Raw genomic sequence first — 26,882 nt, forward strand, 5'->3', positions numbered from 1 at the left:
TTTAGAGTAATCGCTATGAGCGAAGACCGATCGAGCAACGGGCAGAAGTCATGGCTGGGTAAACTGACCCAGGCTTTTGCCCACGAGCCGAAAAACCGCCAGGAGCTGCTTGAGCTGCTGCGCGAGGCCCATCAAAACAAGTTGCTGGACAGCGAAGCGCTGGCCATCGTCGAAGGCGCCATCCAGGTGGCTGACCTGCAAGTTCGGGACATCATGGTCCCGCGTTCGCAGATGATCAGCATCAAGGCGACCCAGACCCCACGGGAATTCCTCCCGGCCGTGATCGACTCGGCGCACTCGCGCTACCCGGTGATCGGTGAAAGCCATGACGACGTCATGGGTGTCCTGCTGGCCAAGGACCTGCTGCCGTTGATCCTCAAGGAGAACGGCGACAACTTCAACATCAAGGACCTGCTGCGCCCGGCCACTTTCGTGCCTGAATCCAAGCGCCTGAACGTGCTGCTGCGCGAATTTCGCGCCAACCACAATCACATGGCCATTGTGATCGACGAATACGGCGGCGTGGCCGGTCTTGTGACCATCGAAGACGTGCTGGAACAGATCGTCGGCGACATCGAAGACGAGCACGACGTCGAAGAAGACAGTTACATCAAGCCGCTGCCCAGCGGTGATTTCCTGGTCAAGGCGCTGACGCCGATCGAGAACTTCAACGAGTTCTTCGACAGCGAATTCTCCGACGATGAGTTCGATACCGTCGGTGGCCTGGTGATGAGTGCGTTCGGGCACCTGCCCAAGCGTAACGAGACCACCGAAATCGGCGCGTACCGCTTCCGCATCCTGAATGCCGACAGCCGCCGCATCCATTTGATTCGCCTGACACCTATTGCCCGCTAAGGAAGGGGTGGGTCATCAGCTATTTCCTGTGTCGCGTTGCCCCTTAGAGCGGGCCAGGCAAGGCGCAGGCCGCAGGAAATGGCATTCCCTTTTCAAGGCGTGCAACGCAGCATGGCCCGTTCTAAGGAGCAACCCGAAGGGCCGGGCCTGCTGCGACACAGGACTGCGTTACTCGTCGTTCATTTGGAAAAACCAAACCACACTCCTCGCGCCTTGCCCTGTGTCGCAGCAGGCCCGGCGCGACACAGGAAATAGCTGATGACCCACCCCTACATGCGCCGTCTGACCCGCCCCGGCTGGCCCGGTAACTTGCTGGCCGTGGTGGCCGGCGCCATCACCACCCTGGCGCTGGCGCCGTTCGATCTGTGGCCATTTGCACTGGTGGCGGTCGGATTGTTCTATATCGGCCTGCGCGAGTTGACCCCACGCCAGGCCCTGGGCCGTGGCTGGTGTTTCGGATTTGGCCTGTTTGGCGCCGGCACCAGCTGGATCTACTACAGCATCCACCATTTCGGCGGCGCTTCGGTGCTGCTGGCTGGCTTCCTGATGCTGCTGTTTACCGCCGCCATTGCCTGGTTCTTCGCCCTGCCCGCGTGGCTGTGGGCGCGCTGGCTGCGCCGTAATGAAGCGCCGTTGGCTGACGCGCTGACGTTTGCTGCACTATGGGTCGGCCAAGAGGCATTTCGCGGCTGGTTCCTGACCGGTTTCCCGTGGCTTTATTCCGGCTACAGCCAACTGGACGGCCCACTCACCGGCCTCGCGCCGCTGGGCGGGATGTGGTTGATCTCCTTCGCGCTGGCGCTGACCGCAGCAGTGCTGTGCAACTTGCCGCGCCTGTTGGCCAGCAAGCGCAACGGCTTTATCGGCGCAGGGCTGGTGCTGCTGGTTGCGCCGTGGGCCATCGGCCTGGCACTCAAGCATCACGCCTGGACCTCGCCCTCGGGCGCCCCACTGACGGTGGCGGCGATCCAGGGCAACGTCGAACAAAGCATGAAGTGGGACCCCGAACAGCTCAATGCGCAGCTGGCGCTGTACCGCGACATGAGCTTCAGCTCCAAGCCTGTCGACTTGCTGGTGTGGCCGGAAACGGCCGTGCCGGTGCTCAAGGAATCCGTCGAGGGCTACTTGGGCATGATGGGTAAATTTGCTGCCGACCGGCACACGGCGCTGATCACCGGCGTGCCGATTCGCCAGGAAGTGCACCACCAGAAGCGCTACTTCAATGGCATCACGGTGGTCGGCGAAGGCGAAGGCACTTACCTGAAGCAGAAGCTGGTGCCCTTTGGCGAATACGTGCCGCTGCAAGACATGCTGCGCGGGCTGATTGCCTTCTTCGACTTGCCGATGTCGGACTTCGCCCGTGGCCCTGCCGATCAGGCGATGCTGCAGGCCAAGGGCTATCAGATTGCGCCGTTCATTTGTTATGAAGTGGTGTACCCGGAATTCGCTGCTGGCCTGTCGGCCCAGAGCGACTTGCTGCTGACCATCAGCAATGACACCTGGTTCGGCCGTTCCATCGGCCCGCTGCAACACCTGCAAATGGCACAGATGCGTGCGCTGGAGGCTGGCCGCTGGATGATCCGCGCCACCAACAACGGCGTTACCAGCCTGATCAACCCGTTCGGGCAGATCACCGCGCAGATCCCGCAATTCGAACGCGGGATTCTCTACGGCGAAGTGGTGCCGATGCACAACCTCACGCCCTACCTGCAATGGCGCTCGTGGCCGTTGATCATGGTGTGCCTGGGCTTGTTTGGCTGGGCGTTGCTGGCGGGCCGGATGTCCAAGACGGTCTAACGAACACCATAAACCAATGTGGGAGCTGGCCTGTGTGGGAGCCCAGCTCCCACACTTGATCTGCGGTGCTTGTGCTTATCGGTAAAACACCCGATACCCCACCTGCCCCGCCGCCTCGTTGATCAACTGCCCGCTCTGCCACACCGATTTGACCTCCGGCATCCAGCCACCCAGCGGCCGGGCATTGTCCACGCCCAAAAAGCCGACCAGCGCCGGCACCACGGTGAACCCCGCCTTTTCAAAGCTCCAGACTGCGCGCGGCATGTGCCAGGCCTGGGTCACCACTACAACGCGCTTGATGCCTTGCGGTAGCAGAATCTCGGCACTCATCTGCGCATTTTCCCAGGTGGTGCGGCTGCGTTCTTCCTTCCAGCGCACGCTGACGCCAAAGTCATCGAGCATCGACACGGCCATCAACTCAGCCTCACTGGGCGGCGTGCCATAGTGCAACCCACCACTGGTCAACACCGGCAACCCGGACGCCTTGGCCAATCGCGCGGCGTAACGCTGACGCTCCAGACCAATGCCGGTGGGCTGATCAGTGCCCCACGCCGGGTCACCGCGTTCACGCCCGGAACCCAGCACCACAATCGCATCGGCGCGCTGGGCCAATGTTGGCCACGCTTCACGGGCCAACGGTGGCTCGGTCTCCAAAGCATGCGCGCCCCATTGCACCATCACTGGCAGGCTGATCAGCCACATCCCGCCCAACCCCAAGGCAAAACACAGCCCGGCCAGGCGCGGGCGACTTTTGCGAAACCACCAGGCAACCGCGATCAACAGCAAAAAAATGCCGGGCGGCAACAACAATTGTTTAATGAAATAACGAAAAGGCATCGGGCATCTCCAAAGATGCCCGAAGCCTAAATGCAACGGGGTTTAGCGACAATCTTTACCAGCCTGTTCAGAGAAGGCTACCGAATAACGCGTGTTTCACTTGTAGCGCACGGCCCGGTGTTTTTCGGGACCGCGTCCGGCAGCCACATCCTTCAGCCAAATCACCTTGGCCGAACGCGAGGGCTCCTGAGCAGGCGGGGAAGCCTGCCCCTGAGAGGCGCGGTGGTGATTCAATTCCAGGTAGCACTTGATCAGTTCAAGTTCTGCCTGGCTCAAGCCTCGCAACTCCAGCTCCAGAGGCCGCTCATCACACAATCGGCCTGCAGTTCTTGCGGCATCCAATGCTCGACCCAAACGGTCGATCAGTCCTTCGTACAACTGCGGTTTCGTTAAAGTTCGCTGCGATTCAACCATCCCCTCACCTCATTGAAGATAAGACTCACTCCCCAATAAACAGCGTAGTCCCCGTGGCTGCGCCTGCCTGGCGCCGCGACAGACGGCCCTGCCTGCGCAATCAGGGTTTCCCTCGATAGAGTGGGGTCATGTATGCTACGGCGCTTCCTGTAACTCCACTTCCCGCAGGGTTTGGGCACGGACGCGCCGCTTCTTGGTGTCGATCAACCTGAACGTTGCACCGAAGAGGATTAGGCCACCCCTATTCAGTTCAAAAGTAGCCATGCACGAACACTATCAGCCCCGTGAAATAGAAAATGCCGCCCAAACCTTCTGGGACGAGCAAAAGTCCTTTGAAGTCAGTGAACAGCCAGGCAAGGAGACTTACTACTGCCTATCGATGTTCCCTTACCCCAGCGGCAAGCTACACATGGGGCATGTGCGCAACTACACCATCGGTGACGTGATTTCGCGCTACCAGCGCATGCTCGGCAAGAACGTCCTGCAGCCTATGGGCTGGGACGCCTTCGGCATGCCGGCGGAAAACGCCGCGATGAAAAACAACGTGGCGCCCGCCAAGTGGACCTACGAAAACATCGCCTACATGAAGACCCAGCTGCGCAGCCTGGGCCTGGCGGTGGACTGGTCGCGCGAAGTGACCACCTGCAAGCCGGATTACTACCGCTGGGAACAATGGCTGTTCACTCGCCTGTTCGAAAAAGGTGTGATCTACAAAAAAAGCGGCACCGTGAACTGGGACCCGATCGACCAGACCGTACTGGCCAACGAGCAGGTTATCGACGGTCGCGGCTGGCGCTCCGGCGCGCTGATCGAAAAGCGCGAAATCCCGATGTACTACTTCAAGATCACCGCCTACGCGGATGAACTCTTGTCGAGCCTCGACAACCTGCCGGGCTGGCCTGAACAGGTCAAGACCATGCAGCGCAACTGGATCGGCAAGTCCAAGGGCATGGAAGTGCAGTTCCCTTACAACGTCGATTCCATCGGCGCTGCCGGCGCACTGAAAGTCTTCACCACACGCCCGGACACCTTGATGGGCGCGACCTACGTCGCTGTGGCCGCCGAACACCCGCTGGCCACCCAGGCCGCACAGAACAACCCGGAGCTTTCGGCATTCATCGCCGAATGCAAAGGCGGCAGCGTGGCCGAAGCCGACGTCGCCACCCAGGAGAAAAAAGGCCTGCCAACCGGCCTGTTCGTCGAGCACCCACTGACGGGCGAGAAATTGCCGGTGTGGGTCGCCAACTACGTGCTGATGCACTACGGCGATGGCGCAGTAATGGCTGTGCCGGCCCACGACGAGCGCGATTTCGAATTCGCCACCAAGTACAACTTGCCGATCAAATCCGTGGTGCGCACCAGCTCCGGCGACACCAACCCGGCCCCGTGGCAAGACGCCTACGGCGAGCACGGTGAGCTGATCAATTCCGGCGAATTCGACGGCCTGGATTTCCAGGGCGCTTTCGACGCCATCGAAGTGGCGCTGATCAAGAAAAACCTCGGTGCCTCGCGCACCCAGTTCCGCCTGCGCGACTGGGGCATCAGCCGCCAGCGCTACTGGGGCTGCCCGATCCCGATCATCCACTGCGAAAGCTGCGGTGACGTGCCGGTGCCGGAAGACCAACTGCCAGTGGTACTGCCGGAAAACGTGGTGCCGGACGGCGCCGGTTCGCCACTGGCGCGCATGCCCGAGTTCTACGAGTGCAGTTGCCCGAAATGCGGCCAGCCTGCCAAGCGTGAAACCGACACCATGGACACCTTCGTCGAGTCCTCGTGGTATTACGCCCGCTACGCCTCGCCACACTATGAAGGCGGCCTGGTAGAAAAATCCGCCGCTGACCACTGGTTGCCGGTGGATCAGTACATCGGCGGTATCGAACACGCCATTCTTCACCTGCTGTACGCGCGCTTCTTCCACAAGCTGATGCGTGACGAAGGCCTGGTGAGCTCGGATGAGCCGTTCAAGAACCTGCTGACCCAGGGCATGGTGATCGCCGAGACTTACTACCGTCGCGAAGCCAATGGCGCCTACACCTGGTTCAACCCGGCGGACGTCGAGCTTGAGCGTGACAGCAAAGCCAAAGTGATCAGCGCCAAGTTGAAATCCGACGGCCTGCCGGTGGAAATCGGCGGCACCGAGAAGATGGCCAAGTCGAAGAACAATGGCGTCGACCCGCAGTCGATGATCGACCAGTTCGGCGCCGACACCTGCCGCCTGTTCATGATGTTCGCCTCGCCGCCTGACATGAGCGCCGAATGGTCCGACTCCGGCGTCGAAGGTTCGCACCGTTTCCTCAAGCGCGTCTGGCGCCTGGCGCACGCCCATATCAGCCAGGGTCTGCCGGGCAAACTGGACGTGGCCGGCCTGAACGACGAGCAGAAAGCCATTCGCCGCAGCACCCACCTGGCCATCCGCCAGGCCAGCCAGGACGTGGGCCAGAACCACAAGTTCAACACCGCCATCGCCCAGGTGATGACGCTGATGAACGTGCTGGAAAAAGCACCGCAAGCCACCGAACAAGACCGCGCACTGGTACAGGAAGGCCTGGAAACGGTCGTTCTGCTGCTGGCGCCGATCACGCCGCACATCAGCCACGACCTGTGGAACCGCTTGGGCCACAGCGGCGCGGTAATCAACGCCGGCTGGCCGGTACAGGATGACAGCGCCCTGGTACAGGACACGTTGCAACTGGTGATTCAGGTCAACGGTAAACTGCGTGGCCAGATTGATATGCCAGCCAGCGCCAGCCGCGAAGACGTCGAGGCGGCCGCCCGCGTCAACGAGAACGTGCTGCGCTTTACCGAAGGCCTGACGATCCGCAAAGTGATCGTGGTGCCCGGCAAACTGGTCAATATCGTCGCTAGCTAATCGGATCGGGCGCAGGGCTTGAGCCCTGCGCCGAACAAAACCTCCAAGGCCTCGATAAGGCCCACATGGTTTCAAGGGGAGCAACAAAATGATCAAACGCAATTTGCTGGTGATGGGCCTTGCTGTGCTGCTGAGCGCTTGCGGCTTCCAGCTGCGCGGCACCGGCACCAATGAACTGTCGCTCAAGGAATTGGACCTCAGCGCCCGCAACGCCTACGGCGACACCGTGACTCAGCTGCGCCATACCCTGGAAAGCAGCGGTGTGCATGTCTATAACGGCGCAACCTACAAGCTGAACCTGGTCGACGAAAAAGAAACCCAGCGTAACCTCAGCTACGCAAGCGCCGGCCGTGCGTCGGACATCGAACTGAGCACCGAGGTTTTCTTCGAAGTACAAGGCCGCGAACACCTGACATTGATGGGTGACAAGGTGCAGGTACAGAAAGTCGTGAGCCACGACGGTAACAACCTGGTGGGCTCGGACTCGGAAATCATCCAGGTTCGCAAAGAAATGCGCCGCGAAGTGATCCAGCGCTTGATGGTTCGCCTGCAACAGCTGACCCCGGAAAAGCTGCAAGCCCTGCAGCAAACTGCCGACAACAAGGCCAAGGCTGACGCCGACGCCCTGAAAGCTGCGCAAGAGTACGAAGACAACACGCCGAAACAATCGCCTGTTGAAGTTCCTGCTGAGTAAGCCAAACGGGGCGCCCCTGGCGCCCCGTTCGACCCGCCTATGAAACTCGCCCCCGCCCAACTCGCCAAACACCTGCAAGGTGGCCTTGCGCCTGTCTATATCGTCAGCGGTGATGACCCGTTGCTGTGCCAGGAAGCCGCAGACGCTATCCGCAGCGCCGCGCGCCAGCAAGGCTTCGATGAACGCCAGGTGTTCAGCGCCGACGCCAGTTTCGACTGGGGCACGCTGCTGCAAGCCGGCGCGAGCATGTCGCTGTTCGCCGAAAAACGCCTGCTGGAACTGCGCCTGCCTTCGGGCAAGCCCGGGGACAAGGGCGCGGCGGCCTTGATGGAATACTGCTCGCGGCCTGCCGAAGACACGGTATTGCTGATCAGCTTGCCCAAGCTCGACGGCAGCGCGCAGAAAACCAAATGGGGCAAGGCGCTGGTGGAAGGCCCACAGACCCAGTTCATCCAGATCTGGCCAGTGGACAGCAACCAGCTACCACAGTGGATTCGTCAGCGCCTGTCCCAATCCGGTCTGTCGGCGACGCAAGACGCTGTGGAGCTGATCGCTGCCCGGGTCGAAGGCAACCTGCTTGCCGCCGCCCAGGAGATCGAAAAGCTCAAGCTGATGGCCGAAGACGGGCAAATCACCGTCGAAACCGTACAAGGTGCGGTGGCCGACAGTGCTCGCTTTGACGTGTTCGGGCTGGTGGATGCGATTCTTAACGGCGAACCCGCCCATGCCTTGCGTATGCTCGAAGGGCTGCGTGGCGAAGGCGTGGAACCGCCGGTGATTCTTTGGGCCCTGGCCCGGGAGTTGCGGGTATTGGCCAACATTTCCCTGCAGTACAGCCAGGGCACACCGCTGGACAAGTGCTTCAGCCAGGCCCGGCCTCCGGTCTGGGACAAGCGCAAACCGCTGATGAGCAAAGCCCTGCAACGGCACTCGGCGCAACGCTGGGCGCAGCTTCTGCTTGAAGCGCAGCGCATCGATGCGCAAATCAAAGGCCAGGCGGCGGGCTCGCCGTGGATGAGCCTGAGTCGTTTGTCACTTTTGATGTCTGGCCAGCGCCTGTCATTGCCGGCTGAATAACCCAGCTCTCAAAAACACCACAGTCCCATTGTGGGAGCGGGCTTGCTCGCGAAGGCGGTGTGTCAGTTATAGATCAGGTGGCTGACCCACCGCATTCGCGAGCAAGCCCGCTCCCACATTTTGATCGTGCACCTTTCCTACACCGCGCCGGGCTTTACAGCAGCGCCACTTCGGCAGATGATTTGCACCGCTTCATCCCACCTCTAGAGAGTACCGACATGAGCAAAAAGCCATCCAAGCATGGCCCCAACAAGGCCAAATCCATCATCGCCCAGCCACTGTTCCGCAGCCGTCAGGAACGCGCCGGCAAGGGCAAAGGCAGCTACCGCCGCGAAGCCTTCCAGTCTAATAGCTGGGAGGCTTCTTACTTTCTGGCTGCCTGAAGGCAAGCGCCCCTCTGGCATGATAAGGTCTGCACCTGATTTGTAATCCCTGGACCTGTGCATGCCCTCTAGTCTTTCCCGTCGTTGGCACCTTCGCCAATTGATCGCTGCCTCCAGCCTCATTCTGCTTGTCGCCTGCGCGGAAAAACCCACCGCCGCGGACGCGCAACCCCTGCCAAAGCTGCAGACCGTGCCGGCCGTAGCGCCTGCCGTCGTCGCCCCACTGGCCGTGGACAACCTCGATATCCAACCAACCCAGACCTTTGCCGAATGGCAGGCGGGCTTTCGCGTGGACGCGCTGAAGGCCGGGATTACACCCGCCGTGTTCGATAACGCTTTTGCTGGCGTGACCCCCGATATGGCCGTGATTCGCGCCGACCGCAGCCAACCGGAATTTTCCCGCCCTGTTTGGGAATACCTCGACGGTGCCCTGTCACCGCTGCGCGTGCGCAACGGCCAGGCCTTGCTGATCAAGTACGCCGATATCCTGCAAAGCATCGAGCAACGCTATGGCGTCGACCGCCAGGCGCTTGTGTCGGTCTGGGGCATGGAAAGTAACTTCGGCCAGTTCCAGGGCAATAACTCGGTGATCCGTTCCCTGGCGACCCTGGCTTACGAGGGCCGCCGCCCAGCATTTGCCCAGGCGCAACTGCTGGCGGCGTTGCAGATCATCCAGCATGGCGATATCCAGGCCGACCAGATGAAAGGTTCGTGGGCCGGCGCGATGGGCCAGACCCAATTCATCCCGACGACGTACAACACCCACGCCGTCGACTTCGACGGTGACGGTCGCCGCGACATCTGGAACAGCCCGGCCGACGCCCTCGCCTCCACGGCGCACTACCTGCAAAGCTCCGGCTGGCAGAAAGGCCAGCCGTGGGGCTTTGAGGTAAATCGGCTACCGGCAAACTTCGACTACGCTCTGGCAGACGGCGGCGTGCGCAAGACCGTTGCCGACTGGTTGAAACTCGGTATCCAACTGCCGCCCGGCGCGAGCATGCCGGCCAATGTCGACCAACTGTCCGCCGCCCTGCTGCTGCCGGCCGGCTACCGTGGCCCGGCGTTCCTGGTACTGGACAACTTCCGCGCGATTCTCAAGTACAACAACTCATCGTCCTACGCACTGGCGGTTGGCCTGCTGTCGGAACGGTTTGCTGGCGGTGGGGTGATTCGTGGTGATTGGCCAAAAGATGAGCTGCCACTGAGTCGCTCTCAGCGCATTGATTTGCAGACCGTGCTCAGCGCCAAGGGGTATGACGCGGGCAACGCAGACGGGATTATCGGCGCCAATACGCGTAAAGCGATTCGAGCGGCGCAGCAATCGCTGGGGTGGCCGGCGGATGGGTACCCGACGGTGAAACTGCTGGAGTCGTTGCAAGGCCGTTAACAGATCGTTCCCACGCGGTGCGTGGGAACGATCAGCCGATCTGCCGATCAGCGCAAGACGACATCCTGCTCCAACACCACCTGCTGCTCCCCCGCATCCAACCGCACCCTGGCGCCCATCGGCAGGGTCAGGTTCGGGTCACAATGCCCGCTGCGCCAGCCGGACAGCACCGGAATGCACAACGGCTCGAAAGTCTGCTTGAGCAGCCGCTCCAGCGCTGCGTTATCTACACCCGCCATATCCCCCACCAGCACACCGGCAATGTGCGCGAGCTTGCCCGCCAGGCGCAGGTGCGTCAGCAAGCGGTCTATGCGATAGAGCGGCTCGTTGACATCCTCGATAAACAAAATGATGCCGTCTGCATCGATTTCATAATCGGTGCCCATCACTGCCGCGATCATCGACAGGTTGCCACCCAGCAAGGGCCCGCAGGCGATGCCAGGTTCAATCGTCGTCAGCGGGTAGGCCACCGGGTGCGCCAGCACGCTGCCAGTGCTCAGTTGACCGCGCAGCATGCTGAATAACGACGACTCCGTAGGCTGTTGCTTATCGCCAAGCAAATCGGCATTGAGCATCGGCCCGTGAAAGGTCACGAAGCCTGCGTGACGGGTAATCGCCAGGTGCAACGCGGTGATATCGCTGTAACCCACGAGCGGCTTGGGGTTGGCTCGCAGCAAGTTGAAGTCCAGGCTATCGAGCAGCCGGGGTGTGCCGTAGCCGCCGCGCAGGCAGAAGATGGCATCGATCTCCGGGTCGGCGAAGGCGGCGTGCAGGTCGCGAAGGCGCACCGCATCGCTGCCTGCGAGATAGCCATCGCGTTCGTATACACCTGGAAAGATCCGCAGCTCATGGCCACGGGCACGCATCCATTGGCCAGCTTTTTCAACGTCGAGTGTGGCAGGGCCGGCGGGGGCTATCAGGCCGATCACGCCTTCAGGGCGCAAGGCAGGAACAGCGACCGCGAGTTGAGTCATCATCCATGGTTCTCCGTGGTTGGATTACCCAGGTACTCTAGCCAGTGATGGTTGCAAACAGAAGAGAGAAAGAGAGGGGAATTCTGTAGGAGCTGGCTTACCAGCTCCCACAGTAGAGCGGCGTAACGGCTTACGAAACCAGGCTGGCCTTGACCAGCTTGGCCTGCTCGTCGGCGTGGTACGAGGAACGTACCAGCGGGCCGGACGCCACGTTCTTGAAGCCCATCTTGTAGCCTTCCTCGGCGAACCAGGCGAAGGTGTCCGGGTGTACGAAACGCTGTACCGGCAAGTGGCTGCGCGACGGCTGCAAGTACTGGCCCAGGGTCAGCATGTCGATGTCGTGTTCGCGCATGCGCTTCATGACTTCGATGACTTCTTCGTCGGTTTCGCCCAGGCCCAGCATCAGGCCGGATTTGGTCGGAATGTGCGGCATCATCTGCTTGAATTTTTGCAGCAGGGTCAGCGACCACTGGTAGTCCGAACCCGGACGCGCAGCCTTGTACAGGCGCGGTACGGTTTCCAGGTTGTGGTTGAACACATCCGGTGGCTCGGCCGCGGTGATTTCCAGCGCGACGTCCATGCGGCCACGGTAGTCCGGGACCAGGGTCTCGAGCATCACGTTCGGCGACAGCTTGCGGATTTCACGGATGCAATCGGCAAAGTGCTGGGCGCCGCCGTCACGCAGGTCGTCGCGGTCTACCGAGGTGATCACCACGTATTTGAGTTTCAGGTCGGCGATGGCGATGGCCAGGCTTTCCGGCTCGTTGACGTCCAATGGCTTCGGTCGGCCGTGGCCAACGTCGCAGAATGGGCAACGACGGGTGCAGATGTCACCCATGATCATGAAGGTGGCGGTGCCGCCGGAGAAGCACTCGCCCAGGTTCGGGCAGGACGCTTCTTCGCACACGCTGTGCAACTTGTGTTTGCGCAGCAGGGCCTTGATACGGTCGACTTCCGGCGAAACCGGGATACGCACGCGGATCCAGTCAGGTTTTTTCGGCAGTTCGGTGGTCGGGATGATCTTGACCGGGATGCGTGCAACCTTCTCGGCGCCGCGCAGCTTGACGCCGGCTTCCACCTTGGCACGCGGGGCCGGGGCCGGACGCTCGGTGATGTCCAGCGTCGGGATCATGGTTTGCACTGCATCAGTAGTCATAATCAGTCGATTCCGCCCGTAAGGGTCGTCTGCTCAGCATAGTCGAGGTGTTTGACGAGCTGCGCACGCAGCCGGGCACTTACCTCGGCAAATTTAATCGGTGTGGCGTGGTCGCTCAGCTGGGTCATTGCCAACCCTGCGTACCCGCACGGGTTGATCCGCCCGAAAGGCGCCAGGTCCATGTCCACGTTCAGGGCCAGGCCATGAAAGGAACAACCGTGGCGGATCCGCAAGCCGAGGGAGGCGATTTTCGCGCCGTCCACGTATACACCGGGTGCATCGGGCTTGGCCGCGGCGCTCACGCCGTAACTGGCCAACAGCTCGATCAGGCAAGCCTCCATGCGGCTCACCAGGTCACGTACGCCAAACCCGAGTTTGCGCACGTCCAGCAGCAGATACGCCACCAGCTGACCCGGCCCATGGTAAGTCACTTGACCCCCTCGGTCGACCTGCACCACCGGAATATCACCCGGCAGCAGCAGATGCTCGGCCTTGCCGGCCTGGCCCTGGGTGAACACCGGCGGGTGTTCCACCAGCCAGATTTCATCCGGGGCCGAGCTGCCGCGTTCATTGGTGAACCGCTGCATGGCGTGCCAGACCGGCTCGTAGGCCATCTGGCCGAGCTCGCGAAAGCCCAGGACCTGAGACATCACAGCACCATGTGCACGAAGCCGGTGGCCCGCAGTTCGCTGTTGATGTCGTAGAGCTGGTCTTGACCGGTCGCAACGATGTGCAACTGGATCGTGGTGTATTTACCGTTGGAGCTCAAACGCTCGTCCACCCGGTTGTCATTGATCGTCGCGTGTTTACGCACGATTTCGAGAATCTTGTCTTTGTTGCCCACACCGGTATCGCTGATCACCTTGACGGGATAGTCCACGTTGGGGAATTCGATCTTTGGCGCCTTTACTTCTACTTCTTTATCGGTCATGGCGTAACGGCCTCGTAAGCGTAAGCCGTGGCGACGGGCAAAGCCCCGCGTCAGGTCGACGCGGGGCTTTGCAGGTGCACACTTATCAGTTGAACAAGCTGTAGAAGAATAGACGGATGCTATCCCACACGCGGCGGAAGATACCACCTTCGTCGACGGCGTCCAGCGCGATCAGGTCGGCGCTGTGCACCACCTTGTCGTCCAGCTTCACTTCGACCTTACCGATCACGTCACCCTTGGCGATTGGCGCAACCAATTGCGGGTTCATGGTCATGCTGGCCGCGAGCTTTTTCAGCTGGCCTTTAGGCATGGTCAGGGTCAGGTCGTCAGCCAGGCCAGCTTTGACTTGGTGAGTAGCGCCTTTCCATACCGGGGCTTGAGCCAGCTCGGCACCCTTCTGGTAGAAGGTCTGGGTTTCGAAGAAACGGAAACCGTAGGTCAGCAGTTTTTGCGTCTCGGCCGCACGGGCCTGCTCGCTGTTAGTACCGAAGACCACCGCGATCAAACGCTGGCCGTCACGTACAGCGGACGACACCATGCAGTAGCCGGCTTCGTCAGTGTGGCCGGTTTTCAGACCGTCGACGGTCTTGTCGCGCCACAGCAGCAGGTTGCGGTTAGGCTGCTTGATGTTGTTCCAGAAGAATTCCTTCTGGGAGTAGATCGCGTAGTGCACCGGGTCGACGCGAATGATCGCGCGAGCCAGCACGGCCATGTCGTGAGCCGACGAGTAGTGCTCCGGGTTCGGCAGGCCGGTCGGGTTCATGAAGTGGCTGTTGGTCATGCCCAGGTCGCCGGCGGTCTTGTTCATCAGGTCGGCGAAGGCGTCTTCACTGCCGGCGATGTGCTCGGACAGGGCGACGCTGGCGTCGTTACCGGACTGGATGATGATGCCGTGCAGCAGGTCGCTCACGGTGACCTGCGAGCCCACCTTGATGAACATCCGCGAACCGCCGGTGCGCCAGGCGTTTTCGCTGACGGTGACCGGGTCGTTTTCGCCAATCTGGCCGCGACGAATTTCCAGGGTCGCAATATAAGCCGTCATCAGCTTGGTCAAACTGGCTGGGGGCAGGCGCTGGTCACCGTTGTTCTCGACCAGCACGTTGCCGCTGGCGGCATCCATGAGGACCCAGGCCTTGGCGGCCAGTTGCGGGGAAGCCGGCACCATTTCAACCGCCCAAGCGGCCGGGGTGATGATCAGCGAAAGAAGCAGGCACGTGCGTTTGGCTAAGGTGGTGATGTTCATCCGTCTCTCGAAATTGCTTATGGAAACTTGCCCTCGCGGGCAAAACTATTCAGACAGCCCGCTGCCAGACTGTCACGTGTTCGGTTGCCCGCTCACCCCTTGCCCCTGGGTTTTTATTCTTCAACGAGCCAACAACCAGGGCCCGGACCCGCGTACGGGCCTGAGCCATCAATCTTTATTATTCGGCGGTGACCACGCTGGGTTGCCCCAGGTTGGCCAGGCGCACGCTGTTCTGTACTTGCGCTACTTCGCTCGGCGAACCGATCGGCCCCATGCGCACACGGTGCAGGGTCTGCTGGTTACGCACGATGGAGCTGATGAAAACCGGCGCATTGACCATGCTGCTGAGCTTGGACCTTAACAGTTCTGCCGCATCCGGGTTGGCGAAAGCGCCCACTTGCAGGTACTGGCCACCCACTGTCGAGGCGCCCGGTGCTGCGTGAGGCACCACCACCGTGTCCGGCGCGTGCTGCGCCGGTGGTGGTGTCCACTGTTCGATCTTGCCGGCTGACGCGGTGACTTGCGGTTGCGGGGTTTGCGGCTCGTTGAGCATCAACGGCGCCGGTTTGCCGCGCTGGGCCCAGTACTGCGCCGGGTCGATACCTTCCACCTTGACGCGCGCGGTGCCGATTTCGGCGTAACCGAGTTTCTTCGCGGCGGCGTAGGACAAGTCGATGATGCGGTCCGAATAGAACGGCCCACGGTCGTTGACCCGCAGAATCACGCTGCGGTTGTTGTCCAGGTTGGTTACACGCACGTAGCTGGGCAGCGGCAAGGTCTTGTGGGCCGCGCTCATGCCGTACAGGTCATACACTTCGCCGTTGGCGGTGTTCTGGCCATGGAATTTGGTGCCGTACCAGGACGCCGTGCCTGTTTGCGAGTAGGTCTTGGAATCCTGCAGCGGGAAGTAATTCTTGCCCAGCACGGTATACGGGTTGGCCTTGTAGGGACCGGTGTGCAGGGTCGGCGTGGCATCCGGGATTTTCGACACGTCGACATCCCACCACGGCGCGCCGTCTTTGTGCGCGCGGTTGATGTCCAGGCCCGGCTGGGCGCGGACGATACCGCCACCGCCCTTCTGCGCCGGGGCGCGAATGGTGGTGGAGGAGCAACTGACAACCAGCAAGGACAACGCGGCAAACGCCACCAGCTTGAGCGGTTTATTGAACGGCGATGCCCGCATTACTTGTTGCCCCGTGCTTGGACCAGCATGTCTGACAGCTGATGCACGGCCATGGCGTACATCACACTGCGGTTATAACGCGTGATTGCGTAAAAATTCTTCAGGCCCATCCAGTATTCCGGGCCGTTTTCGCCTTCCAGGCGGAACGCCGTCACCGGCATATCATCGCGTGGCGCATTCTGACTCGACCAGCCCAGCGCTCGCAACTCCCCAACGGTCTTGACCGGCTCGATTCCCTGGGTCAGGCCTTCGTCGGCTCGCTCCCCAGTCACCTCTGCACGAATCACCACCGGCTCGCCGTACACCCAGCCGTGGCGCTTGAAGTAGCTGGCCACACTGCCAATGGCGTCGTCCGGGTTGCTCCAGATATTGATGTGGCCGTCGCCGTCGAAATCCACCGCGTAAGCACGGAAGCTGCTCGGCATAAACTGCGGCAAGCCCATCGCACCGGCGTATGAGCCCTTGAGGGTCAGCGGGTCGACCTGCTCTTCGCGGGCCAGCAGCAGGAATTCGCGCAGCTCCTTGCGGAAGAACTCGGCGCGCGGCGGGTAATCGAAGCCCAGGGTCGACAAGGCGTCGATCACCCGGTAATTGCCGGTGTTGCGCCCGTAGAAGGTTTCAATGCCAATGATCGCGACAATGACCTGGGCCGGCACGCCGTATTCCTGCTCGGCGCGGGCCAGCACGGCTTCGTGCTGGCGCCAGAAGTCCACGCCCCGCGCCACACGGGCATCGGTGAGGAACATCGGGCGGTATTCTTTCCACTGTTTAACGCGCTCGGCGGGACGCGAGATCGCGTCGAGGATCGCCTGCTTGCGCTGGGCTTCACGGAACACGCCCATCAGCTGTTCACCGGCGAAACCGTAGTCGCGGGTCATTTCACCGACAAACTCGGCAACCTGGGGTGAGCCATCGTAGTCACCGGCCTGCGCCTCTTGCGTCGCGCCCAGCAGCCCAATCAGGCTCATCCAGGACGCATGCCGAGTCGCCCAGCCGCGCATTACTTGCATTGACATCTTCACCTTATTCAAACCTGCGCGATCCATTTGCGATGCGTATGAATCGACATCAAAACCCCAAACGCTGACAGCAATGTCACCAGCGAAGTTCCGCCGTAGCTAATGAACGGCAACGGCACCCCAACCACCGGCAACAGGCCACTGACCATACCGATGTTGACGAAAACGTAAACAAAAAAAGTCATGGTCAGGCTGCCGGCGAGCAATTTGCCGAACAGCGTCTGTGCCTGCGCGGTAATCACCAGCCCGCGACCAATCAACAGCAAATAAATCAGCAACAGCGCGCAAATGCCCACCAGGCCGAACTCTTCGCCCAACACCGCAATAATGAAGTCGGTGTGGCTTTCGGGCAAAAAGTCCAGGTGCGACTGGGTGCCGAGTAACCAGCCTTTACCAAATACGCCGCCGGAACCGATGGCCGCCTTGGACTGGATGATGTTCCAGCCGGTGCCCAACGGGTCACTCTCCGGGTCGAGGAACGTAAGAATCCGCTGCTTCTGGTAGTCGTGCATAAAGAAGAACCACATGGCCACGGCCACGGGTATCGCAGCGGCCAGCACGCTGAGGATCCAGCGCCAGCGCAGGCCGCCCATAAACAGCACGAACGCACCGCCCGCAAGGATCAGCAGCGAGGTGCCGAGGTCGGGCTGGCGCACAATCAGGATAAACGGCACGCCGATCAAAATCAGGCTGATGCCCACGTGCTTGAGCTGCGGCGGCAAGGTGCGCTTGGATAAATACCAGGCGATGGTCGCCGGCATCAGAATCTTCATGAATTCCGACGGCTGGAAGCGAATCACCCCCGGAATATTGATCCAGCGCGTCGCGCCCATGGCGTTGTGGCCCATTACGTCCACCACCACCAGCAGCAAGACGCCGGCGACATAGCCCAACGGTACCCAGCGCGCCATGAAGCGCGGCTCGAGTTGGGCGATCACCACCATCGACAACAGGCCCAGGCCGAACGACGAGGCCTGCTTGATCAGCAGGTCCCAGTTCTTGCCGCTGGCCGAATACAGCACGAACAGGCTGCCGGCTGCCAAGGTCAGCAGCAGGATCAGCAACGGGCCATCAATGTGCATACGCTGCAGCAACGTCGCACGGCGACGCATCACATCCTCACTGGAGAGGATGCGGTCAAAATTACTCTTCACGGGCCGTAACCTCGGTGCTTGAAGGGGGGCCGCCATATTCGGGCTTGAGTCTGCCGTCGTCGGCCAACAGCCAGGCGTCCATCACTTGGCGCACCACGGGCGCTGCGACGCCGGAGCCGGACTCACCGTTTTCAACCATCACCGCCACGACGATTTTCGGGTCGTCGGCCGGGGCAAAGCCAACAAACAAGGCGTGGTCACGGTGGCGCTCTTGAACCTTGGAGCGGTCATATTTCTCGCCCTGCTTGATCGCGACCACCTGCGCCGTACCGCTCTTGCCGGCAATGCGGTATTGCGCGCCGACCGCCGCCTTGCGCGCGGTGCCGCGGGCGCCGTGCATCACTTGCTGCATGCCGTGGTTAACCTTGGTCCAGTCGGACGGGTCGCGCAGCACGATGTCGGCAATCGGGTTTTCATCCACAGGCCGCTCGCCCTCAACCGTCTTGGCCAGGTGCGGGCGGTTCCAGACGCCTTTGTTGGCCACCAGCGCCGTGGCCTGGGCCAGTTGCAAGGGCGTTGCCTGCATATAGCCCTGGCCGATGCCGAGGATCAGGGTTTCGCCCGGGAACCACGCCTGGCGACGGGTCGCGCGTTTCCACTCCCGCGACGGCATCAGGCCCGGGGATTCTTCGAACATGTCCAGGGAGACTTTCTGACCGAGGCCGAACTTGCCCATGTAGGCAGACAGCCGGTCGATCCCCAGCTTGTGGGCCAGGTCATAAAAATAGGTGTCGTTGGAGCGCATGATCGCGGTGTCCAGGTCGACATAGCCGTCACCGGTGCGGTTCCAGTTGCGGTATTTGTGATCGTAGTTGGGCAGCATGTAGTAGCCCGGGTCGAACACACGGCTCGACGCGGTGACCACGCCCGAATCCAGGCCGGCAATCGCCACCGCCGGCTTGATGGTCGAGCCCGGCGGGTACAAGCCGCGCAATACGCGGTTGAACAGCGGCCGGTCGATGGAATCACGCAGCTCGGCGTAGGCCTTGAAGCTGATCCCGGTGACGAACAGGTTGGGGTCGAAACTCGGCTGGCTGACCATCGCCAGCACTTCGCCGGTCTTCGGGTCCAGTGCCACCACGGCGCCACGCCGACCGCCCAGTGCCATCTCGGCCGCTTCCTGCAGCTTGATGTCCAGGCTCAGCACGATGTCCTTGCCCGGCACCGGGTCGGTGCGCTTGAGCACCCGCAGCACGCGGCCGCGGGCGTTGGTCTCGACTTCTTCGTAACCCACCTGGCCGTGCAGCTCGGGCTCGTAGAAGCGCTCGATGCCGGTTTTGCCAATATGGTGGGTGCCGCTGTAATTCACCGGGTCGAGGCTTTTCAGCTCTTTCTCGTTGATACGCCCCATGTAGCCGACGGAGTGGGCAAAGTGCGGCCCTTGCGGGTAATGCCGCACCAACTGCGCCACCACTTCCACACCGGGCAGGCGGAACTGGTTCACCGCAATGCGGGCGATCTGCTCTTCGGTCAGCTCGAACAGAATCGGCACCGGCTCGAATGGCCGGCGCCCCTGCTTCATGCGTTTCTCGAAGATCACCCGATCTTCCGGGGTCAGCTGCAGCACCTCGACAATCACATCGAGGATCTGCTGCCAGTCGCCGGAACGCTCGCGGGTCATGCTCAGGCTGAAGCTGGGCCGGTTATCCGCGACCACCACACCATTACGGTCGAAAATCAGCCCACGGGTCGGCGGAATCGGCTGCACATGCACCCGGTTGTTTTCCGACAGCGTGGAGTGATAGTCGTACTGGATCACCTGCAGGAAATACAGGCGCGCAATCAGCACACCGATCAGCCCCACCACCAGAAAAGCGCCGAACACGACCCGCGCGCGTACCAGACGTGCGTCTTTCTCGTGGTCCTTGATGCGGATCGGCTGGGTCATCGGCAGGGGCGCAGATTATTTGTGGTAAGGGTGCCCGGACAGAACTGTCCAGGCGCGATACAGCTGTTCACCGATCAGAATCCTTACCAACGGGTGCGGCAGCGTCAACGCCGACAACGACCAGCGCTGGTCCGCCCGCGCACAGACTTCCGGCGCCAGCCCTTCGGGGCCACCGACCATGAAGTTGACCGTACGCGAATCCAGGCGCCAGCGATCCAGTTCCACCGCCAACTGCTCGGTGCTCCAGGGCTTGCCGTGCACCTCAAGGGTGACGATGCGCTCGTTGGGGCCGACCTTGGCCAGCATGGCTTCGCCTTCCTGACGGATAAAGCGCGCCACGTCGGCATTCTTGCCCCGGGTGTTGAGCGGTATTTCCACCAGTTCCAGCGACAGCTCAGCGGGCAGACGCTTGGCATACTCGTGCCAGCCTTCTTCCACCCACTTGGGCATGCGTGAACCGACAGCGATCAGACGCAGGCGCACAGCCGTTCCTTATTCCTGGTCTTTGTTGAGCTTGTCGAAGTGCGCGTGGCCCACTTCCGGGCTGTGGTGCTTGCCATCAGCGGCACGGCTCTGCTCGGCGCCTTTCCACAGACGCTCCAGGTCGTAGAACTGACGGGCATTGGAGGTCATCATGTGAACGATCACGTCGTCCATGTCCAGCAGCACCCAGTCGCTGTCGCCCTTGCCTTCTTCACCCAGCGGCTTGACGCCTTGGGCTTTGACGGCTTCGCGAACCTTGTCGAGCATCGCGCCGATCTGACGGTTGGAAGTACCGGTGGCGATGATCATGAAATCGGTGATGCTCTGCTTGTCGCGCACGTCCAGAACCTGGATGTCCTGTGCCTTCACGTCTTCCAGAGCGGCAACGGCCACTTTTACCAGCTCTTCGCCAGCCAGCTCAGGGCCGGTGTGCGCTTCAACTGGCAGCGGGGCGCTTTTGAACGTGCCTTTGCGCTTAACTTTGCTTACGTCTTTGTTGGTCATATAAAACTCGTTTTGCTCATATGTTCGGGCGCTCGCTGCACGACTGTGCGTAGCGACAAGCGCGCCTTTTCAGTTCGACGCACGGTAAAGCCCGTGCGCATCGATGTAGGCCAGGACCGCGTCAGGCACCAGGAAACGTACCGACTTCCCGCTGGCCAGCAGTTGACGGATCTGGGTGGCGGACACCGCAAGCGGGGTCTGCCAGACGAATGCAATATTCCCGTTCGGCCCGGTCAGGGCCAAGGGGTCACTTACCGACCGCGCGGCCAGCAGGTTGCGCAAGGCATCCGGCGGTTCGCTGTCGGCATCCGGGCGTTGCAAAACCAGGATGTGGCAGTGCTGGAGGAGTTCCTCCCAGCGATGCCAAGAGGGCAGGCCGCAAAATGCGTCCCAGCCCAAAAGCAGAAACAACTGGTCATCCGCGGCCATTTCGGCGCGCATCACTTCCAGGGTATCGACAGTGTAGGACGGTTTATCACGCTTGAGCTCGTGGTCGTCGACCACCAGCGGCGCTATGCCCTCCACCGCCAGGCGCACCATTTCCAGGCGTTGCTGCGCTGATACCTGCGGCGTATCGCGATGCGGCGGCCGCGCGTTGGGCATCACCCGCAGCTCATCCAGCGCGAGGGCATCCGCGACTTCCAGGGCACTGCGCAAATGGCCGATGTGCACGGGGTCGAAGGTGCCGCCGAGCAGCCCGATGCGTTTAGCCATCAAGTGCGCACATGACCGTCGCCGAACACCACGTACTTCTCGCTGGTCAGGCCTTCCAGGCCAACCGGGCCGCGTGCGTGGAGCTTGTCGGTGGAAATACCGATTTCCGCCCCCAGGCCATACTCGAAGCCGTCGGCAAAGCGCGTCGAGGCGTTGACCATCACCGAAGCGGAATCCACTTCGTTGAGGAAACGCCGGGCATCGCTGAAATGCTCGGAAACAATGGCATCGGTGTGCTTGGAGCCGTATTTATTGATGTGTTCGATGGCCTGGTCCAGGTCGTCGACGATGCGGATCGACAGGATCGGCGCCGTGTACTCGGTGTACCAGTCTTGTTCGGTGGCTTCGATCACGTCCGCGCCCAGCAGCGCACGGGTACGCTCACAACCACGCAATTCCACACCCTTGTCACGGTAAATGGCAGCCAGCGGCGGCAGCACTCGATCGGCAATGCCGGCGTGCACCAACAGGGTTTCCATGGTGTTGCACGGCGCGTAGCGGTGGGTCTTGGCGTTGTCGGCGATGCGGATCGCCTTGTCGATGTCGGCGGCGACGTCGATGAACACGTGGCACACGCCATCCAGGTGCTTGATCACCGGCACCTTGGCATCGCGGCTGACGCGCTCGATCAGGCTCTTGCCACCGCGCGGCACGATCACGTCGACGAACTCCGGCATGGTAATCAGCGCGCCAACGGCGGCGCGGTCGGTGGTTTCCACCACTTGCACCACTTCGGCCGGCAACTCGGCCACGGCCAGGCCTTGCTGAATGCAGGCGGCGATGGCGCGGTTGGAATTGATCGCCTCGGAGCCGCCACGCAGGATGGTGGCGTTACCCGACTTGAGGCACAGGCTCGCGGCGTCGATGGTTACGTTCGGACGCGACTCATAAATGATGCCGATCACGCCCAGGGGCACGCGCATCTTGCCGACCTGGATGCCGGACGGCAGGTAGCGCATATCGCGGATTTCACCGATGGGGTCAGGCAGCTTGGCCACCTGACGCAGGCCTTCGATCATGTCGTCGATACGTGCCGGGGTCAGCGCCAGGCGGTCCAGCAGTGCCGGCTCCAGGCCATTGGCGCGGCCGCTGGCCAGGTCCAGTTCGTTGGCGGCAGCCAGCTCGGAGCGCGCAGCATCCAGAGCATCGGCGGCGGCCAGCAGGGCACGGTTCTTCTGCGCAGTGCTCGCACGGGCGATCAACCGCGAGGCCTGACGGGCAGCGCGACCCAGGCGGGTCATGTAGTCAAGAACGGACTCAGTCATGGTCAGGGAGTCTTGGCAAAGAGGAAAGCGGCAGATTATAGCTGCGACGCCGCCCGACTGACAGCGGTGAGGGGCGGATGGTCGAAATGAACTGTAAAAACTTGGGGTTCAGCGGTAATTAAGGTGGGAGTTGTTATTATTCCGTCACATTTAGCCGTATTAACCTTACCGCCATGTCCAGTTTTGCCCCGCAACGCCCCGCCAGCGCCCTGCCCGACAGCTTCTTCGACCGTGACGCGCAAGTGCTCGCGCGCGAATTACTCGGCAAAGTCATACGCCATCGCGTCGGCGAAACCTGGCTTTCAGCACGAATTATTGAAACCGAAGCCTATTACGTGGCCGAAAAAGGCAGCCACGCCTCACTCGGCTACACAGAAAAACGTAAGGCTTTGTTTCTGGATGGCGGGCACATCTACATGTACTACGCCCGTGGCGGTGATTCGCTGAACTTCAGCGCCCACGGCCCGGGCAATGCCGTGCTGATCAAATCAGGCTATCCCTGGGTAGACGGCATGTCCGGCCCGGCGAGCCTGGCGCAGATGCTGCTGAACAACCCGGACGCCAACGGCCACCCTCGCCCCTCGCAGAAACTCTGCGCCGGTCAAACTTTGCTGTGCAAAGCCCTGGGACTGAAAGTGCCGATGTGGGATGCCAAGCGTTTTGATCAGGAGCAGCTCTACGTAGAGGACGTGGGCCAGACGCCGACACAGATAATCCAGACCACTCGCCTGGGCATTCCCAGCGGGCGCGATGAACATTTGATGTACCGCTTTGTGGATGCGGGCTATGCACCGCATTGCACCAGGAACCCGCTGCGCCGGGGCCAGGTCGAAGGCCGCGATTATTTTTTGATTTGAATTGATTGAATGTTGAAACCCGCAGCACAGCAATTCCAATGTGGGAGCTGGCTTGCCTGCGATAGCGGTGGCCCAGGCGACTCGATGTTCGTCTTGAGGCCGCCATCGCAGGCAAGCCAGCTCCCACAATTGATCTTCACTGTCTCAGGTTTCGCATTACAAATATGGAGTTGATTGTATGGGCCAATGGCTCGATAGCATTACCGGCTGGCTGACCCTCAACCCAGAATGGCTGGCCGTGGCGGTGTTTATCGTCGCGTGCGTGGAATGCCTGGCCATCGCCGGGCTGATCGTGCCGGGCACGGTGTTGCTGTTTGCCATTGCCGCACTGGCCGGCAGTGGCGCGCTTTCGTTGAGCGAAACCCTGCTGCTGGGCTTCCTCGGCGGCTTGCTCGGCGACGGGGTTTCCTACTACCTGGGCCGACATTTCCACCAGAACATCCGGCGCCTGCCCGGCTTGCGTCACCACCCTGAATGGATGAACGGCGCTGAAACCTACTTCCATAAATACGGCATCGCCAGCCTGCTGGTAGGACGTTTCATCGGCCCACTGCGCCCGATGCTGCCGATGGTGGCCGGCATGTGCGACATGCCGTTCCCACGCTTTGCCGCCGTCAGCATCGTCGCCGCCGCCGGTTGGTCGGTCGCGTATCTGTTGCCGGGCTGGGCGACCGGCGCCGCGTTCCGCCTGCCGTTGCCGGAAGGTTTCTGGCTGGAGGCCGGGATTGTCGCCGGGTGTATTGCCGTGCTGCTGGGGCTGAGCTTGAACAGCAGCCTGCGTGGCCATCGTCGCGCCACGTTGTGGGTCGGTTGCGCCAGCCTGACCCTGTTGATCGCCCTGTTTATCGGCTACCCCCATCTCAATGACTTCGATCAGGGCTTGAGCGCGCTGGTGCAGGAACACCGCAGCCCATGGCTGGACGAGGTAATGGTGCGGATTACCCAGTTGGGTGAGTTCAGGAAGATGTTTATCGCCAGCGCGATTTTCACCGGTTTGCTGTTAGTGGCGCGGCAATGGCGCCACGCGGTGTTTGTCGGCGCCACCTTGGCCGGTTCGGCGGTGATCAACACCGCCACCAAGCTGTTTTTCGCCCGTGGCCGGCCAGAAATCCTGACCGACCCACTGACCAGTTTCAGCATGCCAAGCGGTCACGCCTCGGGCGCCTTTGCGTTTTTCCTGGCGCTGGCGGTGCTGGCCGGTCGTGGGCAACCCACGCGGCTGCGCCTGACCTGGCTGCTGCTGGGCTGCATTCCTGCCGCGTTTATCGCGCTGTCGCGGGTTTACCTCGGTGCGCACTGGCCGACAGACATCCTGGCCGGCACGCTGCTGGCAATGACAGTGTGTGCGTTCAGCCTGGCCATCAGTCAGTACCGCAGCCCGCTGCCGCCGCTGCCACAAAAAATCTGGTGGTGGATGCTGCCGATCGTGCTCGCCGTGCTCGGTTTCATCGCGCTCACCGGCACTTCCCACGCGATGCTGCGCTACGCCTATTGAGTGAAGAGTTCGCCCTGCAATTCGTCGAGCAACATCTGGATCGCATCCAGACGTTGCTGCGGGTCGTCGAGTTGCAGCAGGTCGATCTTGTCGGCCTCGGTGAACGGCAACAGATACGCCAACTGATTGCCCAGGGCTTGCTGGCCATCAGCGTGGGTGCCCATGTCGAGCGAGGCGACCATCGGGTGTTCGGCCAAGGCCTGAAGCAACGCCAGCAGGTCGGCGTCCTCTTCTTCCAGCGGTTGGTCCGGCAGTTCTTCAAGCCACTGCACCTCGGCGACCAGCAACTGGTCCTTCTGCACGCCAGCATCAAGCACACGAAAGCGCCGCCCGCCCTCGACACGAATCCCCAGCAGGCCGTTGTCCTGCTGCTTGAAGTCGCGAATCAGCGCTTCGCAGCCGATCAGCGCATAGCCCTGCGTGGCCATGCCCACTTCCCTGCCGCCGAGGGTGCACACCACACCGAAACTTTCGCCCTTTTTCATGCAGCGGCTGATCATGTCCAGGTAGCGCGCCTCGAACAGTTGCAAATCGAGGGTGCAGCCAGGGAACAACACGGTATTGAGCGGGAACAGCGCCAGACTCATAAAGGTTTCCTTAAACCCGATTTAAACAATCACCGACACGGCCAGCGGCAGGAACACCGCCGTGGCCACGCCCATCAGACTCATGGCCAGCGCCGCAAAGGCGCCGCACTCTTCGCTTTCCTGCAGGGCCACCGAGGTGCCGACGGCGTGGGCGGTCATGCCCAAGGCCATGCCGCGCGCCTCGGGGCTGTGCACACCCAGGCGCGACAGGTACGCCGGGCCGATCATCGCGCCAATCACCCCGGTGATCAGCACAAACACCGCCGCCAATGCGGCCACGCCGCCGATCTGCTCGGCCACCAGCATCGCGATCGGCGAGGTTACCGACTTGGGCGCCATGGTCATCAGCATCATGTGTTCGGCGCCGAACCACCAGCCCAACAGCACGCACAGGCCGGTAGCCAGCACGCCGCCTATCACCAGCGTAGTAAAAATCGGCCAGAACAATTGGCGAATCCGCCGCAAGTTCAAGAACAGCGGCACCGCCAGCGCCACGGTCGCAGGGCCGAGCAGAATACTCATGATCTCGGTGCTCTTGCGGTACTCGACGTAGGTCAGGCCGCAACTGAGCAATACGCCGATCACCAGCAGCATGGACACCAGCACCGGCTGCAGGAAGATCCAGCGGGTTTTCTCGAACGCCGCCAGCACCAGTTGATAAGCACCCAGGGTGATACCGATACCAAATAGTGGGTGATGAATGACAGCCGTCCAGGCGCCCTGCCAGTCGAAGATCATTGATCCTTCTCCTTGCGCTTGACCATCTGCTGCATCAGCACGCCGACAAAGCCCATGGCAATCACCAGCGACAACACCAGCGCGCCGACAATGGCCCAGAAGTCAGCGGCGATATCTTTGGCGTATACCATCACGCCTACGGCGGGCGGCACCAGCAGCAGCGGCAAATAGCGCAACAGGCTGCTGGCGGCCAGGCTCAGGGGTTCGCCGACTTCGCCACGCCAGATCAGAAAGCCGAGCATCAGCAGCAAGCCAATGATCGGCCCCGGCAGCACCGGCAACAGCAAATGGTTGATCGCGGTGCCGATCAACTGAAACAGCACCAGCCATGTCAGGCCACGTAACAGCATCCGTTCTCCCCCCTAAAAGACTCGCCCG

27 protein-coding genes are annotated in these 26,882 nt (G+C 61.6%); 9 read left to right on the top strand and 18 right to left on the bottom strand.

Going from position 1 to position 26,882, the window contains the following annotated elements; genetic code table 11:
* Positions 1–15: 15 nt before the first annotated feature.
* A complete protein-coding gene (locus PspR76_RS26900) occupies positions 16–855 on the top strand; it encodes an HlyC/CorC family transporter (RefSeq protein WP_015373027.1) in 840 nt (279 codons plus the stop codon).
* A gap of 273 nt (positions 856–1,128) precedes the next feature.
* The gene (gene lnt / locus PspR76_RS26905) at positions 1,129–2,652 is read left to right on the top strand and encodes an apolipoprotein N-acyltransferase (RefSeq protein ID WP_159961642.1); all 1,524 of its coding nucleotides are present in this window, start codon (positions 1,129–1,131) and stop codon (positions 2,650–2,652) included.
* A 75-nt stretch (positions 2,653–2,727) separates the two neighbouring features.
* Here the strand turns inward: lnt and PspR76_RS26910 are convergent, their stop codons facing one another.
* Both PspR76_RS26910 and PspR76_RS26915 read right to left on the bottom strand, forming a co-directional pair.
* Positions 2,728–3,489, bottom strand: a complete 762-nt coding sequence (locus tag PspR76_RS26910) for a YdcF family protein (RefSeq protein WP_159960137.1) — start codon at positions 3,487–3,489, stop codon at positions 2,728–2,730.
* Between the two features lie 96 nt (positions 3,490–3,585).
* Positions 3,586–3,903 carry a hypothetical protein gene (locus PspR76_RS26915; protein WP_159960139.1) on the bottom strand — a complete coding sequence of 106 codons (318 nt, stop codon included), beginning with the start codon at positions 3,901–3,903 and terminating at the stop codon, positions 3,586–3,588.
* A gap of 262 nt (positions 3,904–4,165) precedes the next feature.
* Here PspR76_RS26915 and leuS point away from each other — a divergent pair, with 262 nt between their 5' ends.
* The 5 genes from leuS (at position 4,166) to PspR76_RS26940 (ending at position 10,313) form a co-directional block, all read left to right on the top strand.
* Positions 4,166–6,772, top strand: a complete 2,607-nt coding sequence (leuS, locus tag PspR76_RS26920; protein WP_159960141.1) for a leucine--tRNA ligase — start codon at positions 4,166–4,168, stop codon at positions 6,770–6,772.
* 88 nt (positions 6,773–6,860) lie between these two features.
* Positions 6,861–7,466 (top strand): LPS-assembly lipoprotein LptE, encoded by a 606-nt coding sequence (locus PspR76_RS26925; protein WP_159960143.1) that lies wholly within the window; start codon positions 6,861–6,863, stop codon positions 7,464–7,466.
* A gap of 39 nt (positions 7,467–7,505) precedes the next feature.
* Complete coding sequence (gene holA, locus PspR76_RS26930) at positions 7,506–8,543, top strand: DNA polymerase III subunit delta (RefSeq protein WP_106579369.1); 1,038 nt, start codon at positions 7,506–7,508, stop codon at positions 8,541–8,543.
* Positions 8,544–8,761: 218 nt separating this feature from the next.
* Entirely contained in the window at positions 8,762–8,926 is a 165-nt protein-coding gene (arfA, locus tag PspR76_RS26935) for an alternative ribosome rescue factor ArfA (protein WP_003176285.1), read from the top strand.
* Positions 8,927–8,987: 61 nt separating this feature from the next.
* Positions 8,988–10,313, top strand: coding sequence for a lytic murein transglycosylase (locus PspR76_RS26940; protein WP_159960145.1), 1,326 nt, complete (start codon positions 8,988–8,990; stop codon positions 10,311–10,313).
* Between the two features lie 47 nt (positions 10,314–10,360).
* Here the strand turns inward: PspR76_RS26940 and PspR76_RS26945 are convergent, their stop codons facing one another.
* The 13 genes from PspR76_RS26945 to PspR76_RS27005 all read right to left on the bottom strand — a co-directional run bounded on the left by PspR76_RS26945 (position 10,361) and on the right by PspR76_RS27005 (position 22,827).
* Positions 10,361–11,290, bottom strand: coding sequence for a S66 peptidase family protein (locus tag PspR76_RS26945; RefSeq protein ID WP_159960147.1), 930 nt, complete (start codon positions 11,288–11,290; stop codon positions 10,361–10,363).
* Between the two features lie 127 nt (positions 11,291–11,417).
* Complete coding sequence (lipA, locus tag PspR76_RS26950) at positions 11,418–12,419, bottom strand: lipoyl synthase (RefSeq protein ID WP_057444888.1); 1,002 nt, start codon at positions 12,417–12,419, stop codon at positions 11,418–11,420.
* A 26-nt stretch (positions 12,420–12,445) separates the two neighbouring features.
* Positions 12,446–13,093, bottom strand: coding sequence for a lipoyl(octanoyl) transferase LipB (lipB, locus tag PspR76_RS26955; RefSeq protein ID WP_106579371.1), 648 nt, complete (start codon positions 13,091–13,093; stop codon positions 12,446–12,448).
* Positions 13,093–13,374, bottom strand: coding sequence for a DUF493 domain-containing protein (locus PspR76_RS26960; RefSeq protein WP_017136054.1), 282 nt, complete (start codon positions 13,372–13,374; stop codon positions 13,093–13,095). The genes lipB and PspR76_RS26960 overlap by 1 nt, the downstream gene beginning before the upstream one ends.
* An 85-nt stretch (positions 13,375–13,459) precedes the next feature.
* The gene (locus tag PspR76_RS26965) at positions 13,460–14,617 is read right to left on the bottom strand and encodes a D-alanyl-D-alanine carboxypeptidase family protein (protein ID WP_159960148.1); all 1,158 of its coding nucleotides are present in this window, start codon (positions 14,615–14,617) and stop codon (positions 13,460–13,462) included.
* A 178-nt stretch (positions 14,618–14,795) separates the two neighbouring features.
* Positions 14,796–15,800 carry a septal ring lytic transglycosylase RlpA family protein gene (locus PspR76_RS26970; RefSeq protein ID WP_159960150.1) on the bottom strand — a complete coding sequence of 335 codons (1,005 nt, stop codon included), beginning with the start codon at positions 15,798–15,800 and terminating at the stop codon, positions 14,796–14,798.
* Positions 15,800–16,810, bottom strand: coding sequence for a lytic murein transglycosylase B (gene mltB, locus PspR76_RS26975; RefSeq protein ID WP_159960152.1), 1,011 nt, complete (start codon positions 16,808–16,810; stop codon positions 15,800–15,802). The genes PspR76_RS26970 and mltB overlap by 1 nt, the downstream gene beginning before the upstream one ends.
* 17 nt (positions 16,811–16,827) lie before the next feature.
* A complete protein-coding gene (rodA, locus tag PspR76_RS26980; protein WP_162530315.1) occupies positions 16,828–17,931 on the bottom strand; it encodes a rod shape-determining protein RodA in 1,104 nt (367 codons plus the stop codon).
* 31 nt (positions 17,932–17,962) lie between these two features.
* The gene (mrdA, locus tag PspR76_RS26985) at positions 17,963–19,861 is read right to left on the bottom strand and encodes a penicillin-binding protein 2 (protein WP_159960156.1); all 1,899 of its coding nucleotides are present in this window, start codon (positions 19,859–19,861) and stop codon (positions 17,963–17,965) included.
* A gap of 15 nt (positions 19,862–19,876) precedes the next feature.
* A complete protein-coding gene (gene rlmH, locus PspR76_RS26990; protein WP_003176297.1) occupies positions 19,877–20,344 on the bottom strand; it encodes a 23S rRNA (pseudouridine(1915)-N(3))-methyltransferase RlmH in 468 nt (155 codons plus the stop codon).
* Between the two features lie 9 nt (positions 20,345–20,353).
* On the bottom strand, positions 20,354–20,848 hold the full coding sequence (rsfS, locus tag PspR76_RS26995) for a ribosome silencing factor (RefSeq protein WP_003215432.1): 495 nt from the start codon (positions 20,846–20,848) through the stop codon (positions 20,354–20,356).
* A 69-nt stretch (positions 20,849–20,917) separates the two neighbouring features.
* Positions 20,918–21,562, bottom strand: coding sequence for a nicotinate-nucleotide adenylyltransferase (gene nadD, locus PspR76_RS27000; protein WP_078739280.1), 645 nt, complete (start codon positions 21,560–21,562; stop codon positions 20,918–20,920).
* A complete protein-coding gene (locus tag PspR76_RS27005; protein ID WP_159960158.1) occupies positions 21,562–22,827 on the bottom strand; it encodes a glutamate-5-semialdehyde dehydrogenase in 1,266 nt (421 codons plus the stop codon). The genes nadD and PspR76_RS27005 overlap by 1 nt, the downstream gene beginning before the upstream one ends.
* A 173-nt stretch (positions 22,828–23,000) precedes the next feature.
* Here PspR76_RS27005 and PspR76_RS27010 point away from each other — a divergent pair, with 173 nt between their 5' ends.
* Entirely contained in the window at positions 23,001–23,684 is a 684-nt protein-coding gene (locus PspR76_RS27010) for a DNA-3-methyladenine glycosylase (RefSeq protein ID WP_159960160.1), read from the top strand.
* 178 nt (positions 23,685–23,862) lie between these two features.
* Positions 23,863–25,179: a bifunctional DedA family/phosphatase PAP2 family protein gene (locus PspR76_RS27015; protein ID WP_159960162.1), complete on the top strand. Its 1,317-nt coding sequence runs from the start codon at positions 23,863–23,865 to the stop codon at positions 25,177–25,179.
* On the opposite strand, the gene PspR76_RS27020 is transcribed toward PspR76_RS27015, so the two are convergent.
* Genes PspR76_RS27020 through PspR76_RS27030 form a run of 3 tightly spaced genes read right to left on the bottom strand, consistent with a single transcriptional unit; the run spans position 25,173 to position 26,854 of the window.
* A complete protein-coding gene (locus PspR76_RS27020) occupies positions 25,173–25,766 on the bottom strand; it encodes an LON peptidase substrate-binding domain-containing protein (protein ID WP_159960164.1) in 594 nt (197 codons plus the stop codon). The two genes, PspR76_RS27015 and PspR76_RS27020, sit on opposite strands and share 7 nt — an antisense overlap.
* Positions 25,767–25,787: 21 nt before the next feature.
* Positions 25,788–26,504, bottom strand: a complete 717-nt coding sequence (locus tag PspR76_RS27025) for an LrgB family protein (RefSeq protein ID WP_159960166.1) — start codon at positions 26,502–26,504, stop codon at positions 25,788–25,790.
* Complete coding sequence (locus PspR76_RS27030; protein WP_094951239.1) at positions 26,501–26,854, bottom strand: CidA/LrgA family protein; 354 nt, start codon at positions 26,852–26,854, stop codon at positions 26,501–26,503. Before PspR76_RS27030 ends, PspR76_RS27025 begins: the two co-directional genes overlap by 4 nt.
* Positions 26,855–26,882 lie beyond the last annotated feature (28 nt).

Source organism: Pseudomonas sp. R76, from assembly GCF_009834565.1.
In the GTDB taxonomy this organism is placed as follows: Bacteria; Pseudomonadota; Gammaproteobacteria; order Pseudomonadales; family Pseudomonadaceae; genus Aquipseudomonas.